Source organism: Klebsiella sp. w6, assembly GCF_033100215.1.
Taxonomy (GTDB): Bacteria; Pseudomonadota; Gammaproteobacteria; order Enterobacterales; family Enterobacteriaceae; genus Klebsiella; species Klebsiella variicola.
In genome coordinates, this window is the sequence record NZ_CP136907.1 from 2,586,066 (window position 1) to 2,601,846 (window position 15,781).

The following is a 15,781-nucleotide window of genomic DNA, read 5'->3' on the forward strand; positions in this document are numbered from 1 at the left end:
GTCCGGAGGCTACGGATTTAGACCACGCCGTCCCCGCCGTCAGAACACCACACCTGACCGGAGGTATAGGAGCAGGCGTCTGATGCCAGGGTGACGTACAGCGGGGCGATCTCGACCGGCTGCCCCGGGCGGCCCATCGGTGTGTCTTTGCCGAACTGTTTCACTTTCTCGTCCGGCTGGCCGCCGCTGGATTGCAGCACCGTCCAGTATGGGCCTGGCGCCACGGCGTTGACGCGAATGCCTCGTTTCGCCACCTGCTTGGCCAGCGATTTGGTAAAGATCGCCAGGCAGGCTTTGGTCTGGGCATAATCGAGCAGGATCGGGCTGGGTTTATAGGCCTGCACCGAGGTGGTATTGATGATTGCGCTCCCGGCCTGAAAATGGGGCAGCGCCGCGCGAGTGATCCAGAACGGCGCGTAGACATTGGTTTTAAAGGTGGCGTCAAAGTCTTCGGTGGTGAGCTCCTCGAGCGTCTCGCAGTATTGCTGACGTCCGGCGTTATTGACCAGGATGCTCAGGCCTCCCAGTTGTTCCACCGCGTCGGCCACCAGCGACTGACAGAAGGACTCGGAGCGAATATCCCCCGGCAGGGCCACTGCCGTGCGACCTTCGGCTTTGATCAGCGCGATGACTTCATCGGCATCCTCTTGCTCCTCCGGCAGATAGCTTATGGCGACATCAGCCCCTTCGCGGGCAAAGGCGATCGCCACTGCGCGGCCAATGCCGGAGTCGCCGCCGGTAATTAACGCTTTCTTACCCGCCAGCCGCCCGGTGCCGGTGTAGCTGGTTTCTCCGTGGTCCGGTGACGGCTCCATCTCCGCATCCAGACCCGGCGGGGTTTGTTCTTGCTCCGGGAACTCCGGACGGGGAGCCGTCTCTTCTGGCAACATGGAGGTGGGTAATTTTTTCATTGGCGGTTTTTCATCTTGCATAGTCATCTCCTTCAGACAGAACGGGCCAGACCTAAGGATAGGTCAGCTTCACCCCAGGCCAGGCAGCGCGAGAGGATCACCTATCTTGTTTAACAGGCAAAATAGGGGCTTTATTTGACTTTAACCGGCTGATCCTTGGCGAATTTCGTTGTATGTCGCTGCGTTATTATTGGTGGTGTTAAATTAGGATTATTCCATCCTTAATTTGCGGTGCGGGGCTATTTTACCGGGCGGGCTGAATGACGGTATGCTTTTTTTAAAGGCGAAGGGGTGTGCATTGTGAAAAAAATAGTTTTTTGCACCTATGGATGGTTGATGAACTACTTCATTGTGAGTATTTTTATGACGGTGGTGTCTGGCTGAAGAAAAAATAAATAACATCTATCATTTTCATTTTTTTACAAAAGCGTCGAGGGGAAAAGTTTCATGATAGAAAATGATGATAACCTAAGGCGAATAAGTGAGTTACAATGTATTTATTTTTACTGCCGCTTCGTTATTTATTTTTTATTTGCCATTTGGCGTGGATAAAAGCCTGGCGTTAATTTGACTCCTGCGAGCATTCCTCTAGTGTTAGATATCGAGGGCGATGATTTGTAACAGGGTCATTTTCCATTTACCAACCGAGATCGAGTAAACCTAAAAGGTGAAATTATGGCAGAGCATAGAGGCGGTTCAGGTAACTTTGCAGAAGATCGTGAAAAAGCATCCGAAGCCGGGCGTAAAGGCGGACAGCACAGCGGCGGGAACTTTAAAAATGATCCTGAACGTGCATCCGAAGCCGGTAAAAAGGGTGGTAAGAACAGTCATGGCGGTGGTCGTAAAGCCGGTGACAGTTAATGACTGAAGCCTGAGGCGCTTTAAAAAGGGCGCCGAAACAAAAACCTGTGGGCCTGCCGGTCCGCAGGTTTCTGTTTATATGGGCTGGTAATAATAAATCTGGTCGGATACTCGTATTTATTTATCGGCAATACGCGAAGAGTAAATGAATCGGCAACATGCTGGTTAACGGTTAAGTATTTATAACATAGCAGGTAATAAAAATGAAACTGACACCGGCATTGATTAAACGTTGCCATCTTGTGGCCGCCGTGATGTGGGTCATTCTGGCAATACCCTCGTTAATCTGGTGGAAAAACAGCGTCCTGTGGGTCATTCTCATTAGCATCTATGCGAATATCGTTGGGCATTTATCCGGATATAGCGCAGCGCGAGCGGATCAGGCGGCGGAAGAGAATGAAGATCCCACATCCAAATAAAGGATTGGTTATCAGAGGTATTTATGACGGATATTGAAAATTATCATAACTGGCTGCGCGATGCTCATGCGATGGAGAAACAGGCCGAAGTAATATTAATCACGGCAACCAGAAGGAGTGAAAACTATCCGCCACTGCGCACGCGTCTTGAACAACATCTCTATGAAACCCGCCGGCAATTATCGTCTCTGCAGGATATCATTGCCCGTAATCATATTTCCCGCTCCGCGCTGCAGGATGCGATGAGCCGGGTCGCCGCATTGGGCCAGTCCATTGGGATGATGCTGCCCGGCGATGAGGTTATTAAAGTCATTATCACGGCCTATGTTTTTGCGCAATTCGAGGTCGCCTGCTATACCGCCTTATTGACGGCGGCGAAACGGGTGGGCGACCACCATGCCATCCACGCCCTGGAGGCGATGCTGGCGGAGGAGCGAGGCATGGCTGACTGGCTGCTTCATCATCAGCCGACGATCGTCGGGCAATTTCTGCATCGTGCCGATCTGCCTGGCGTTGAGGCCGGAAAATAAGCCGCCGGAGAAAAACTATGGTTAAACGCCACACGATCGCGCTCCATGCTGTCGAGGAACAGGTTCCTCTGAAATTAACCGCCAGACAGCAGGCTCTGGTGGACGCGGTGGCGAATCGGGCGCCTTCAGCGGAACACGCTACCGTATCGCCTGTCGCCAAACCCCGGCCGACGGCGAGGGGCGGACGTAAACCGCGCTGAATCTGCTGGCGAGTGACGGGCCACCCGTCAGGGTGAATAAGCAAGGTGATAGTGATGCAACGGGAACAGTGGTTTCACAGAGCGGTCATTTATCAGGTTGATAGTTCACTGTTTTATGACGCTAACGGTGACGGCTACGGCGATCTCGCCGGTATTCGCCAAAAGCTACATTACATTCGCAGCCTCGGGGCGACGGTGCTCTGGCTGACGCCTTTCTATCTCACCCCTCTGCAGGATGATGGCTATGATATCAGCGACCATCTGCAGCCCGATCCGCGCTTTGGCACCATCGCCGACGTGATTGAGCTGATTGCCCGCGCCCGGGAGCTGGGGCTGCGGGTGATTGTTGAGCTGGTTATCCAGCACACTTCCGCCCAGCACCCGTGGTTTCAGGCGGCGCGACGCGATCCCCGGTCGCCGTGGCGGCCATACTATCTTTGGGCCGACAGGCCGCCGGAGAAGGACGATCCCCCCATGTTTCCCGGCGTCGAGGAGAGCGTCTGGCGCTGGGACGAACAGGCCGGGCAATACTATCGCCACATGTTTTATCGTCATGAGCCGGATCTGAATCTTGCTCATCCGCCGGTGATCGCTGAAATCGAAAACATCATCACCTTCTGGCTGCAGGCGGGCGTGTCAGGTTTTCGCCTCGATGCCGCGTCACATCTGGTGAAACAGGCCGGGAAGGGCGACGAGGCGCGCGGCTACCCGCTGCTGAACCATCTCCGGCAGGTCGTTCAGCGCCTCAATCCCGAGGCGATACTGCTGGGTGAAGTGGACGTTGCGGTAGAAGATTACCGCCATTACTTCGGTCACAGCGATCGGCTGCAGATGGTGCTCAATTTCTGGCTTAACAAATATCTCTACCTCAGTCTGGCGCAGCAGCGCGCCGCCCCGGTGGTAAAAGCCCTGCAGGTGATGGTGACCCCGCCGGACGGGTGCTGCTTCGTCAACTGGCTGCGTAACCATGATGAACTGGATCTCGAGGGGATCGGCGAACGCAATAAACGCCAGGTTATCCGCACCTTTGCCCCTGATAAATCCATGTCCGTTTACCAGCGTGGCGTACGCCGGCGACTGGCGCCGATGCTGGATGGCGATACCCGGCGCATGGCGCTGGCCCATGCGATCCTGCTGGCGCTGCCCGGCGTGCCGGTGATGCGCTATGGCGACGAGATTGGCATGGGAGACGATCTGAGCTTACCGGAGCGCTACGCGGTCAGAACGCCGATGCAGTGGTCGGCGGCGCCCAACGGCGGCTTTTCCCGGGCGGCGCGGGACGATCTGCCGGTAAAACCGATAGCCAGCGGGCGGTGGCGTTACCAGCGGATCAATGTCGAAGCAGCGCTGCGCCACCCCCGATCGCTGCTGAACCGGGTGCGCAATATGGTGCTGGCGCGGGCGGAATATACCGAGCCGGGCTCCATTCCTTTCGCCATCCTCGCGGTGAAGCCTGCTGCGGTACTGGGCCTGTGCTATCGCAGCGAATCGCGGGAAGTGCTGATGCTGGCGAACTGCAGCCAGCAGGCGGTAGAGGTCCTGCTCCCGCCGCTGGCCGAGGGCTACTGGAGCCCAATTCTGGAAGATAAGCTCTATCAGGATGGGCTACACGGCGGGAAAGATGCGCGGCTGGCGCTTTCCGGGTATGGGTACCGCTGGTTCAGCCGGAGCCTGGATTAACGCCGTTTCCCGGAACGACGGAACAACGCCCGCAGAGCCATCGTCGCCACCGCTACCCCGACGCCGGCAGCCACTTTTCCCGGGAGATCGGCGCTAATGGTCACCGCTTTACGCCGTGCGCCATCGTTAAAGGGGCCGTGTCCGGGGTGATTGCCGCGTACCGGCGTGAACAGGTCGTCCTGATGCTCTGCCGGCTTCGGCTGGCCGGTAAACTGTCCCTCCCACGCCTTTTTCACCATCAGCCGATCGAGCAGGCGAGGAAAGAAGACCTGACCGAGGATCGACTGGATGGTGCTTTTCCCGACCCACAGCTCGTTGACCGGACGCTGGATGACGCTGTAGATAGCTTCGGCGGCCACTTCCGGCTGATAGACCGGCGGCACCGGCTGCATGGCCTGATCCATTTTATTCCGCGCCCAGCCAAACTGGGCGGTGTTCATCCCCGGCAGCTGGACCATGGTCAACTGGATGTGGCTTTTCTCGTGCATCAGTTCGGTACGCACGGCATCGGTAAAGCCGCGGATCGCCGCCTTGGCTCCACAGTAGGCCGATTGCAGGGGAATCGACCGCCAGGCCAGCGCCGAGCCGGCCTGAATAATCACTCCCCGATCCCGGGGCGCCATCACCTCCAGCGCCGCGCGGGTGCCATTGACATAGCCGAGATAGGTCACCTCCGTCACCCGGCGAAATTCCTCCTCGCTCATCTGACGAAAGGGGGCCAGCACGGTGGTCATGGCGTTGTTGATCCAAACGTCTATCGCGCCAAGTGTGGCTTCCACCTCGGCGGCGGCGCGCTGCAGCGCCCCGGCATCGGCGACGTCGGCGCTAATGGCCAGCGTTTTAATGCCAAACCGTTCGCAGGCCTGCTGGGCTTCCTGCAGACCCGTCTCATCTCGGGCGATCAGCGCCACGTGGTATCCTGCGCGAGCGAAACGCAGTGCGGTGGCTTTGCCCGCCCCCGCGGTTCCCCCGGTAATTACCATCACAGACATAGAGACCTCATTTTTTTTGGCTAGCGCAATATTAACTGCACAGATCGGTTAATTATTCCTCACAAATGACAATGACGAGGTGGGAAATATCCTGGAATATACGCAGTGTGAATCAGACGACATATCCGGATGATGCTGGCTGGATCGTGCCTGCATCGGCGAGGACGTTCTATAATCTGTTAGAACCCTGTCAACCCGCGAGGAGGAAAAATGGTGACATTAAACATGCTTAGCGTTGAAAAAGAAGAGGATGATGCCACCCGCGCCCCCGAATCAGGTGATAAACAACCGGAGCGCGATAAATAAAATTGAGACTATTCCTTTTCAGGAATAATGGATATCTGGCCGTTACGCTCGAGGATAGCGAATTTGATCGCTTTGAGCTCATAGATCCCATGGTGCTGCCTGGCTGCCAGCAGGATATCATCGACAGAGATATTGACGAGCTTTATCTTTTCGTCGATGACAGCACCATCTTCCACCACAATAACCGGGCTACCATCAATGAAATTTTCCGCCTGCGAGAAGCGTTTCTTAATATAGCCGAATAAAATATCAACACCCACCAGAGTGACGATGGTGAGCATCGAACCGGTGACGGAATAGTCTGTGCTGAGCATCGCCTGTTGGGTGGCTTCGCTAATTATCAGGAGCAATATTAGATCAAAGTTGGTTAACTGCATCAGCGTTCTTCTGCCAGCAATCTTAAAAATAATCAACAGGATAAAATAGATTGCTGCGGCTCTGAGGACCATTTCCATAGCCACTCCTAGGGATAGACAAACTGGTTCCAGGTGACAGGCGCGCGATCGTTCACTGCCGCCTGCAGGGAAATATTGCCGGCTGTTTTTGGGGTAATGGATAACCACACGGACATCGGCGAGCGGTTGGCCGCTTGCTGATACACGAGGTATAATTTCCCCTCGGCACTGTACATTTTATCCGGCTGCGGGCGGATATCACCGACCTGGTAGCGCGATAAAAACGGGGCGGTGAAGCTGATAATTTTTTCACTACCTCCATCGGGTTTAATCTGAATATTCACTTCGGTTTCACTCATCAGTCTGGCATACCGCTGATAATCGACGCTTAATTCACCTTTGGCACTTTCCCGGTGCGCTTCACTGAAATAACCGGAGGACCACAGACCGCTTAGCGCGGTAAGAATGATGAGACTCAGAACAATTATCCCATAGCGCCGGAATCGATATTCGAAGCGTAGTGCTCGTTCATTCTCGTCAACGATGGGACAATCCTGTTGATTCTTAATCATTATTATTTCCCTCGCGTTTCGTTTCGGCAACAGCGTAACGATAAGGACATTCTTATATTAGTCGATATCAGAACAATTGACTTTGTAAAAATGAATCGCCTCAGCCAGGCTTTATTCTAATCATCGGTAAAATGACGGAGGGATGATGAAAAAATTAGCGCTCGCGATGGCCTGTGTACTCGCCGTGGGTATTGCACAGGCGGACGATAAGGGCGGTTTTAGTCAGGATGCCGCACCGCCGCCGCCGCACAAACTCGATGACGGCTATCGCGGCGTCGAGGATGGCCGGATCATGACCGTTGAGCAGGCGAAAACCATGCACGATGGCGCGACTATTTCACTGCGCGGTAATGTGCTCACCCGCCAGGACAATGACCGTTATCAGTTTCGCGATAAAAGCGGCACCATCACTGCCATCATTCCGGCCGCCGCGTTTAACGAACAGCACGTAGAGCCTGACGATCTGGTCAGCATCAACGGTAGCCTCGATCGCAAAATGACGCCGCCGGTGGTGCGTGTCGATCGTCTGCTCAAGCAGTCGCCTAAGTAAGCGGAGAACGCCGATATGAGTAACACATCTCAGCCGCAAGGTGAGCAGGGCGGAAAACATCCTGCGCGCGAGGCGCCTGCCGAGCATGGCGAAGTGCCGCGTAAACGGGACGACAGCAAGGACGACAAAACCGATCCTTATCAGCCACACGATGGTCGTTAGCGAGGCTGACCACGAGATCCTTAAGGGCACAGTGATGCCCGGGCCGCAGAAAAGGCGCAGGTTCGGCATCACGCACTATACTTTTTGTTCGACATCATCACAGGAGGAGTCACATGGCGATTCATAAGAAAGGGCTGGCGCACTGGGAAGGCGATCTGAAACATGGCAAAGGCACCGTGTCGACAGAGAGCGGGGCGCTGAGCCAGCAGCCCTACGGCTTTAAAACCCGTTTTGAAGGGGTGAAAGGCACTAACCCTGAGGAGCTGATTGGCGCCGCGCATGCCGCCTGTTTCTCAATGGCCCTGTCGCTGATGCTCAGCGAAGAGGGCTATACCGCAACGTCTATCGACACGACGGCGGTGGTCACCCTCAATAAAACCGACGGCGGCTTTGCGATAACCGACATCGCGCTGCAAAGTCAGATTGTTCTGCCGGACGTTGCGCCGGCGGCGTTCGATGAGATCATTCAGAAAGCGAAGGCCGGTTGCCCGGTATCGCAGGTGCTGAAAGCCAATATCACTCTCGACTACCAGCTGAATCCGTAAGCTGTCGTGCCCGCGCGCAGCGGGCACCCTTTCCCGATATCTCTCCCTGCGCTGCCCAATAGTGGTATCTTTTGTCCTTTAATTGCACGTAAGGGACATCATCATGATCGGCATTCGCGGGATGATCGAGGCGCAGGTGCTCGGCCTGACCGGCATGGCGCTAAAAGAGATCGATTTTGAACAGCCTAAAGGGGAGCCGGGGCTGTTTGGTCCGCAGTCGGCCATCTGGCAGGTACACGGCGATTTTACCTCGATGCTCTGCGGCGGCATCAGCGCGCTGCTGCTGCAGATGCTGCATCCCCTGGCGCTGGCCGGCGTCTGGGATCACTCCCGTTTCCGTGAGGACATCTTTGGCCGCCTGCGCCGCACCAGCCAGTTTATTTCCGCCACCACCTTTGCCACTACCCCCGACGCCGAGCGGCTCATCGCCAAAGTGCAGGGGATCCATCAGCGGATCGGCGGGGTGGATAAGAACGGCACTCCTTATCAGGCCAGCGATCCGGCGCTGTTGACCTGGGTGCACGTCGCCGAGTGCAGCCGCTTTATGGCCTCCCACCTGCGCTACAAGCGGACAGTGGTCAGCGCCGAGCGCCAGGAGGACTATTTCCGCGAGTCGGCGGAAATCGCCCGTCGGCTGGGGGCCCAGGACATCCCTCAGACGCCGCAGGAAGTGGCGGACTATCTCGAGGCGATGCGCCCGCAGTTGCGCTGTGACGAACGTACCCGGGAGGTAGCCGAGGTGCTGCTCTCTACTCGTCTGCCGGGTAGGCTGAGCCAGCCGGTGGGTCAGGTCATGATGCGCGCCGGGATCGATCTGCTGCCGGAATGGGCGCAGGAGATGCTGGGGCTGTCGCTCACGCCGCTGCAGCGGCATACGACGCGCCTGCTGGTGCATGGCGTGGCCCACGTGCTCCGTGCCTCGGTACGCAACGGCGCCTGGCATTGCGCCATGCGCCGGATGCAAGTGGAGTGAAGGTCATTCCGCCTTGCCCAGCTGTCGGGCAATCAGTGCTTCCAGGCTGCCATCCGCCCGCCACTCGCTGAGCGCGTCATTCACCGCGTTGAAGCCAGCGACATCCGCCCTGGCGACGCAAATGGCCTGCTGGATCTCGGTAAAATTATCCGCCAGTACCCGCACCCCAGCGTGCTGACGGGCTGTCGCCTCCAGCGGCTGTCGGATACCGGCGACCATATCTCCTTCACCGGCGAGGAAGGCGTCGATGGCCTCCTGCGAGGAGGGAAGGCGATTCAGGCTGGCGTGCTGCAGATGACGGGTTAACCACAGATCGTAAGCGGCGTTTTGCCCGACGTTAATGGTGGTTGCCGGGCGATCCATGTCGGCCACGCTCTGGCAGGGCGAACCGGCTCTCACCAGCGCGGTCCCCTGGATGGTGATGTAGGGAGGCGTAAAACGCAGGGTTGCTTCCCGGGCCGGGTCGATGGCCAGAAACGCAATGTCCCAGTGATCACCGCCGGCGTCAGCCACCACTTTTCCGGCGGCAGGATAGGGGACGAACTCGGCGGTGACGCCCCAGCGCGTCGCCAGCCGATGGCTGAGCTCGACGGTGAGACCTGCGGGCTCCCCCGTCTCCCCAAGATGGGCCAGGACCGCGTTGCCCAGGTTAATGGCAAAACGCAGCCGGGATGAAGTGATCTCTGACATCGCTGACTCCTGTAGTGGTTAAGAGAAAGTGGCCCGACCTGCCGGGCCAGTCATAAGATAGCCCATCCGCGCGCGGTTGTACCTGTCCTGCCACCCTTTCAGAATATATTAATAATCGACAGCGCCGATATCGTTAAACGGAAAGGCAATGGCTTTTATATTGTTAAGCATAAACTCAGCTTGTCAGTTTATTCTTCCCGCTCACAAAGGGAGAGAAATAATGACACAACATAATTTTGAAAATGATAATAAATATCATGAGCGTTCGGTGCAGGCGCGAAAGAGTACCCTTATTAGCGTGGTGGTCAATATTTTCCTTTCCGTGTTTCAGGTTGTGGTGGGAATATTCTCTGGCTCCCAGGGGTTGATTGCTGATGGGATGCACTCTTTTTCCGATCTGGTCGCCGATGGGGTGGTGCTGGTGGCGAATAAAAAGAGCCGTCGACCCTCAGACCACGATCACCACTATGGACACTGGCGCTACGAGAATGGCGCCTCGCTGATCCTCGGCGCGATCCTGGTGCTGGTCGGGATTGGCATGCTGTGGTCCGCTGCGGGTCACCTGGCGCAGCCGCAGACGATTCCGGCGGTGCACAGCGTGGCGCTGTGGATGGCGCTGGTGGCGCTGGCCGTCAAGGAGGGGTTGTTTCGCTATATGCTGGCGGCTGCCACGCGGCTGAATTCATCGCTGCTCATCGCCAACGCCTGGCATGCCCGCTCCGACGCCGCGTCATCTCTGGTGGTGGCGCTGGGGATTATCGGTAATCTGGCCGGGTTCGCCTGGTTCGACCCGCTTGCCGCGCTGGCGGTGGGACTGCTGATCACCCGCATGGGCTATCGTTTCGCCGCCACGGCGCTGCACGATTTAATGGACCGCGCGGTCGATGAAGAGACGCAGCGGGCGATCGCCCGCACGCTGCAGGCCACGCCGGGCGTGGCGGGTCTGCACGATTTGAAAACCCGTAAGGCGGGGGATCTGGTGCTGGTGGATGTCCATCTCGAGGTGGCGGGAGAGATGTCGGTAGCCGAGGGACATCAGATTGCCCGTCAGGCGCGGGAGCGGGTCCTGGCGCAGCATCCGGTGCTTAACGTAATGGTGCATCTTGATCCCAGCGACGCGGCCAGCGCGCTAGGCGGGGCTGACAAAAGCGGCCTGGCGCACCCGGTGTCCTGAACCGGCAATTTTATTGGCTCAGCGGCTATTTTTTCCCTGAGCCTTAATTGCTGGCGTAACGCGCCCGCGCATCGATTGCCTGAAATATAAAAAAGGCCCATACTAAAAACGCCATTACCATCGCTAAATAATGGCGAAGATCTGCCCATCGCAGTTAACGATAAAATAAACCAATCGGTTCATAGATAATCTCTATTCTTTATTCAGAGATAATGACCAGAGCGGTAATTCAGGAAGTCAGACAATGATCATTCGGCCAGAACAACACTGGTTTCTTCGCTTATTTGACTGGCACGGCTCCGTGCTGTCGAAAATCATCTTTCGTCTGCTGCTTAATGTGCTGATGTCCATCATCGCCATTATCAGCTATCAATGGTACGAGCAGCTGGGGATCCACTTAACGGTGGCGCCGTTCAGCCTGCTGGGGATTGCGATTGCGATTTTTCTCGGCTTTCGCAACAGCGCCAGCTACAGCCGGTTCGTCGAAGCGCGCAATCTGTGGGGGACGGTGCTTATCGCCGAACGTACGCTGGTACGCCAGTTGCGCAATATCCTGCCGGCCGAACACGATGTCCATCGCCGCATCGTCAGCTATCTGGTGGCCTTTAGCTGGAGCCTGAAGCACCAGCTGCGCAAAACCGATCCGACGGCTGACCTGCGGCGGCTGCTGCCGGATGACAAGGTGGCGGAGATCCTCGCCAGCTCAATGCCCACCAACCGGATCCTGCTGCTGGTCGGCAACGAAATTGGCCAGCTGCGGGAGGCGGGCAAGCTCAGCGACATCACCTACGGGCTGATGGACAACAAACTCGATGAGCTGGCGCACGTGCTGGGCGGTTGTGAAAGGCTGGCGACCACCCCGGTGCCATTCGCCTATACCCTGATCCTGCAGCGCACCGTGTACCTGTTCTGCACGCTGCTGCCGTTCGCGCTGGTCGGCGATCTGCACTACATGACGCCGTTTGTCTCGGTGTTTATCTCCTACACCTTTTTGTCGTGGGATTCGCTGGCGGAAGAGCTGGAAGATCCTTTCGGTACCGCCGCCAATGATCTGCCGCTGAACGCCATGTGCAATACCATTGAGCGCAATCTGCTCGACATGACCGGTCAGCATCCGCTGCCGGAAACGCTGCGTCCGGACCGTTACTTCAATCTGACCTGAATCAGACCCACCGGGCGGTTTCCGCTGCCCGGTCATCGCTTTCCCGTGGGTCTTTTATCCGTCAGCGCACAGCGACGATAACCGCGAAAATTTGCAAATAAGTTAAATTTAACACCTGATAGATAACATCAATTATACAGATTTGTTGTGTATGTTATTATTCAGTTAACAAACGCAGTACCTACGCTTTCCCATCGTACTATCCTTGAGAAACCGCATCCTAATCAGGTGACGCCGTGCTAACCACGCCACGTCGCCCGGGGCCGTCGTACGCCTTTTTTCAGGCTGCGGCGGCCAGAACAGAGCAGCAGGAGTTAAAAGATGACCAATAAAAGACGCGCGGTGCCCGGTGTTCACCCCTATGATGGCCCGGCAGGCGGGTGGGGCGCGCTGAAGGCCACGGCCATCGCTGTGCGTACCCAGATGGATGCTTTCGAAGCGCCCGCCACGCTGCTGCGAACTAACCAGCCGGATGGGTTTGACTGCCCGGGCTGCGCCTGGCCGGATAAAGAGCATAAATCCACTTTTCAGTTTTGCGAAAATGGCGCCAAAGCCGTGACCTGGGAGGCGACCACCAAACGAGTGACGCCCGAGTTCCTCGCAGCCAACACTGTGACCTCCCTGCTGGCGAAGAGCGATTTTGAACTGGAAGGCTACGGCCGCTTAACCCATCCTTTAGTCTACGACCGCGCCAGCGATACCCTGCGTCCGGTGGTGTGGGAGCAGGCCTTCGCTCGCATCGGCGAGATCCTTCGCGGCCTGCAGCCTGATGAGGTCGAGTTCTATACCTCTGGCCGGGCGTCCAATGAGGCAGCGTGGCTGTTCCAACTGTACGCCCGCGAGTATGGCACCAACAACTTCCCCGACTGCTCCAACATGTGCCACGAATCCACCAGCGTGGGCCTGCCGCAGTCGATCGGGATTGGCAAAGGCACCGTCTCCCTCGACGATTTTGACCAGACCGAGCTGGTGATCTCCATCGGCCATAATCCGGGCACCAACCACCCACGGATGATGGGCACCCTGCATGAGCTTTCCCGCCGCGGCGTGCCGATTATCGTTTTCAATCCGCTGCGTGAGCGGGCGCTGGAGCGTTTTGCCGACCCGCAGAACGTGATGGAGATGGCGACCCGGCGCTCGACGCCGATCGCTTCGACCTACTACCAGGTGCGGGCCGGCGGCGACGCGGCGGCGCTGAAAGGGATCGCCAAAGCGCTGCTGCAGCTGGAGGAGGAGCAGGGCAATGTGCTCGACCACGCGTTTATTACCCAGCATACCCAGGGATTCTCTGCCTTCGCCGAGGATCTGCATGCCACCCGCTGGCAGGATATCGAACAGGAGTCCGGCCTGACGCGCGAATCCCTGACCCAGGTCGCCGTGGCTTACGCCAAATCCAGGGCCACCATCGTCACCTACGGCATGGGTATTACCCAGCATAATAAAGGCACTTCCAACGTCCGTCTGATTGCCGACCTGCTGCTGATGCGCGGCAACATCGGCAAGCCGGGCGCTGGCATCTGTCCGCTGCGCGGCCACTCAAACGTGCAGGGAAACCGCACCGTCGGGATCAGTGAAAAACCCTCTGCGGCCTTCCTCGACAGCCTGCAGCGGGTGATGGGGATTACGCCGCCGCGGCATCATGGTCACGATGCGGTGAAGGCCCTGGAGGCCATGATCGCCGGCGACGCCAAAGCCCTGATTTGCCTCGGGGGCAACTTCGCTGTGGCGATGCCGGATCACGAACGCGCTTTCCCGGCGATGCGCGGCCTTGAGCTTAGCGTTCACGTCGGCACCAAGCTCAACCGCTCGCACCTGCTGACGGCGAAAGAGACCTTTATTCTACCGTGTCTGGGCCGCACCGAGCTTGACCTGCAGGCCAGCGGCCGGCAGTCGATCACCGTCGAGGATTCGATGTCGATGGTGCATGCTTCCTCAGGCAAGCTTAAGCCCGCCTCGCCGACGCTGCGCTCGGAGCCGGCGATTGTCGCCGGTCTGGCGAAGGCCACTCTGCCGGCCAGCAAAGTGGACTGGCTGTATCTGGTGGAAGATTACGACCGCATTCGCGATCTGATCGAACAGACCATTCCGGGGTTCGAGGAGTATAACCAGCGTATTCGTCATCCCGGAGGCTTCCGCATGCCGCTACCGCCGACCGAGCGCATCTGGCCAACGGCCACCGGTAAAGCGATGTTCTCCGTCTTCAAAGGGGTGCATGAGAACGTGGTGGTGGAGGGCGAAGATGTGATGCGCTTAGTGACGCTGCGCAGTCATGATCAGTACAACACCACCATCTACGCGATGGATGACCGCTACCGCGGTGTTTTTGGCCGCCGCGACGTGCTGTTTATGAATGAACAGGACATGGCTGCCCAGGGGCTGGAACATGGCGATCGGGTAGATATTCATACCGCGCTGCCAGACAGCGAGCTGACGCTGGAAGATATCACGGTGGTAGCCTACGGCATCGCGCCCGGCACCGTCGGGGCCTATTATCCGGAAGCCAACGTGCTGGTGCCGCTGAACTATCTGGATGAAGAGAGCGGCACCCCTTCATATAAGTCGGTTCCCGTTCGTCTGACGCTGCGCTCGAAAGAGATCCGTCCGCTGGCCGGCGTACGCTAAAAAGCAGGGCGCAGGGCGGCATCGCGCCGTCCTGCGCCCCACAGCACCTCGTGATATCCTCGCTTGAATTTATCGCTACTGAAACTAACATTCTGGTAACCTGTGCGCGGCCCCGGGGGTGAACGGCGGGGTTCAAACGGGAAAGAGAATGGATATTAAGCAACTCAAGTATTTGATCGCGCTCGATCAGACGCGCCATTTTGGCCAGGCGGCGGCGGCCTGCCATATTACTCAGCCGACCCTCTCCATGCGCATTCGTAATCTGGAAGAGGAGCTGAACCTGACGCTTATTCAGCGCGGCCAGCGCTTTGAGGGGTTTACCCCAGAAGGTGAGCGGATCCTGGCCTGGGCGCGGGCGGTGCTGGCTGCCCATGATGGTCTGGCGGCAGAGGCGGCGATCTGTCGCGGGCAGATGGTCGGTCAGCTGCGGGTCGGCATGGTGCCGCTGGCGAGCCTGAACCCGATGCAGCTGATTAAACCGCTGGCGGAGAAATACCCGGCGCTGCAGTTCAGCCTGCTGTCGATGACCTCGGAGCAGATTATCGATGGCGTCAGCCGTAACCAGTTGGATCTGGGGATCTGTTATCTGCAGCATCTGGATGAAGGTCAGTTCAAGATTGCCCGGTTGCCGCAAACCCGGATGGGGCTCCTGCATGATAAACGCCATTTCGACTTCAGCGGTGCGACGCCGGGGTGGGAGGCGCTGGCGACGTTGCCCCTCGGTTTTCTGACCAAGGGAATGTACTACCGGGAATCCATTGAAATCAGCTTTAAGGCTAAAGGGCTAACGCCGAAGTATGTTTTTGAAAGCGATTCGACGTTTCAGATTATCCAGGCGGTGCAGGCGGGGATCTGCTGCGCGATTATGCCGCTCAACAACGGCCTCGAAGCGCTGAGCGATAATCTTGACATTCTGCCGATCGCCGAAACCCAGGTCGATTCACAGCTGGCGCTGATTATGCGCCAGCAGGAGCCGGTATCAACCCTGGCGGAAAAATGCTTCGCCGAGGCGCAGGGGATTTTTGGCTGAGGCCAGT

General features: G+C 57.5%; 18 protein-coding genes. 13 read left to right on the forward strand and 5 right to left on the reverse strand.

Annotation, left to right across the window (positions count from 1 at the left end; genetic code table 11):
* Positions 1 to 17: 17 nt before the first annotated feature.
* Positions 18 to 932 carry an SDR family oxidoreductase gene (locus tag R0140_RS12740; RefSeq protein WP_012968124.1) on the reverse strand — a complete coding sequence of 305 codons (915 nt, stop codon included), beginning with the start codon at positions 930 to 932 and terminating at the stop codon, positions 18 to 20.
* A gap of 654 nt (positions 933 to 1,586) precedes the next feature.
* Here R0140_RS12740 and R0140_RS12745 point away from each other — a divergent pair.
* The 5 genes from R0140_RS12745 (at position 1,587) to R0140_RS12765 (ending at position 4,601) form a co-directional block, all read left to right on the forward strand.
* Positions 1,587 to 1,772 carry a con-10 family general stress protein gene (locus R0140_RS12745; protein WP_008804757.1) on the forward strand — a complete coding sequence of 62 codons (186 nt, stop codon included), beginning with the start codon at positions 1,587 to 1,589 and terminating at the stop codon, positions 1,770 to 1,772.
* Positions 1,773 to 1,975: 203 nt separating this feature from the next.
* Positions 1,976 to 2,191, forward strand: a complete 216-nt coding sequence (locus R0140_RS12750; protein WP_008804758.1) for a hypothetical protein — start codon at positions 1,976 to 1,978, stop codon at positions 2,189 to 2,191.
* A 23-nt stretch (positions 2,192 to 2,214) separates the two neighbouring features.
* Positions 2,215 to 2,721 carry a ferritin-like domain-containing protein gene (locus R0140_RS12755; protein WP_008804759.1) on the forward strand — a complete coding sequence of 169 codons (507 nt, stop codon included), beginning with the start codon at positions 2,215 to 2,217 and terminating at the stop codon, positions 2,719 to 2,721.
* A gap of 17 nt (positions 2,722 to 2,738) precedes the next feature.
* Positions 2,739 to 2,921, forward strand: coding sequence for a hypothetical protein (locus tag R0140_RS12760; protein ID WP_012968126.1), 183 nt, complete (start codon positions 2,739 to 2,741; stop codon positions 2,919 to 2,921).
* 54 nt (positions 2,922 to 2,975) lie between these two features.
* Entirely contained in the window at positions 2,976 to 4,601 is a 1,626-nt protein-coding gene (locus R0140_RS12765; protein ID WP_032740539.1) for an alpha-amylase family protein, read from the forward strand.
* Here the strand turns inward: R0140_RS12765 and R0140_RS12770 are convergent.
* The 3 genes from R0140_RS12770 to R0140_RS12780 all read right to left on the reverse strand — a co-directional run bounded on the left by R0140_RS12770 (position 4,598) and on the right by R0140_RS12780 (position 6,866).
* Positions 4,598 to 5,593 (reverse strand): SDR family oxidoreductase, encoded by a 996-nt coding sequence (locus R0140_RS12770; protein ID WP_012968128.1) that lies wholly within the window; start codon positions 5,591 to 5,593, stop codon positions 4,598 to 4,600. The genes R0140_RS12765 and R0140_RS12770 overlap by 4 nt on opposite strands.
* A gap of 314 nt (positions 5,594 to 5,907) precedes the next feature.
* Positions 5,908 to 6,354, reverse strand: coding sequence for a DUF421 domain-containing protein (locus R0140_RS12775; protein ID WP_032740542.1), 447 nt, complete (start codon positions 6,352 to 6,354; stop codon positions 5,908 to 5,910).
* Positions 6,355 to 6,362: 8 nt separating this feature from the next.
* Positions 6,363 to 6,866 carry a hypothetical protein gene (locus R0140_RS12780; RefSeq protein ID WP_023297676.1) on the reverse strand — a complete coding sequence of 168 codons (504 nt, stop codon included), beginning with the start codon at positions 6,864 to 6,866 and terminating at the stop codon, positions 6,363 to 6,365.
* Positions 6,867 to 7,011: 145 nt separating this feature from the next.
* Between R0140_RS12780 and R0140_RS12785 the strand changes: the two genes are divergently transcribed.
* The 4 genes from R0140_RS12785 (at position 7,012) to R0140_RS12800 (ending at position 9,096) form a co-directional block, all read left to right on the forward strand.
* Entirely contained in the window at positions 7,012 to 7,416 is a 405-nt protein-coding gene (locus tag R0140_RS12785; protein WP_008804764.1) for a YdeI family stress tolerance OB fold protein, read from the forward strand.
* A 15-nt stretch (positions 7,417 to 7,431) separates the two neighbouring features.
* Entirely contained in the window at positions 7,432 to 7,578 is a 147-nt protein-coding gene (locus R0140_RS12790) for a hypothetical protein (protein ID WP_012541624.1), read from the forward strand.
* Between the two features lie 113 nt (positions 7,579 to 7,691).
* Positions 7,692 to 8,123, forward strand: a complete 432-nt coding sequence (locus tag R0140_RS12795) for an OsmC family protein (RefSeq protein WP_110185016.1) — start codon at positions 7,692 to 7,694, stop codon at positions 8,121 to 8,123.
* 103 nt (positions 8,124 to 8,226) lie between these two features.
* A complete protein-coding gene (locus R0140_RS12800; RefSeq protein ID WP_032740543.1) occupies positions 8,227 to 9,096 on the forward strand; it encodes an oxygenase MpaB family protein in 870 nt (289 codons plus the stop codon).
* Positions 9,097 to 9,099: 3 nt separating this feature from the next.
* Here the strand turns inward: R0140_RS12800 and R0140_RS12805 are convergent, their stop codons facing one another.
* Positions 9,100 to 9,786: an ABC transporter substrate-binding protein gene (locus R0140_RS12805; protein ID WP_032740544.1), complete on the reverse strand. Its 687-nt coding sequence runs from the start codon at positions 9,784 to 9,786 to the stop codon at positions 9,100 to 9,102.
* 220 nt (positions 9,787 to 10,006) lie between these two features.
* On the opposite strand from R0140_RS12805, the gene R0140_RS12810 reads away from it, so the two are divergent.
* From R0140_RS12810 to R0140_RS12825, 4 genes are all read left to right on the forward strand, one after another.
* Positions 10,007 to 10,960, forward strand: coding sequence for a cation diffusion facilitator family transporter (locus tag R0140_RS12810; RefSeq protein ID WP_032740545.1), 954 nt, complete (start codon positions 10,007 to 10,009; stop codon positions 10,958 to 10,960).
* Positions 10,961 to 11,204: 244 nt separating this feature from the next.
* A complete protein-coding gene (locus R0140_RS12815) occupies positions 11,205 to 12,122 on the forward strand; it encodes a bestrophin family protein (RefSeq protein WP_012968132.1) in 918 nt (305 codons plus the stop codon).
* A 321-nt stretch (positions 12,123 to 12,443) separates the two neighbouring features.
* A complete protein-coding gene (locus tag R0140_RS12820; RefSeq protein WP_110185015.1) occupies positions 12,444 to 14,744 on the forward strand; it encodes an FdhF/YdeP family oxidoreductase in 2,301 nt (766 codons plus the stop codon).
* 148 nt (positions 14,745 to 14,892) lie between these two features.
* Positions 14,893 to 15,774: a LysR family transcriptional regulator gene (locus R0140_RS12825; RefSeq protein ID WP_038422603.1), complete on the forward strand. Its 882-nt coding sequence runs from the start codon at positions 14,893 to 14,895 to the stop codon at positions 15,772 to 15,774.
* The last annotated feature ends 7 nt before the right edge of the window (positions 15,775 to 15,781 follow it).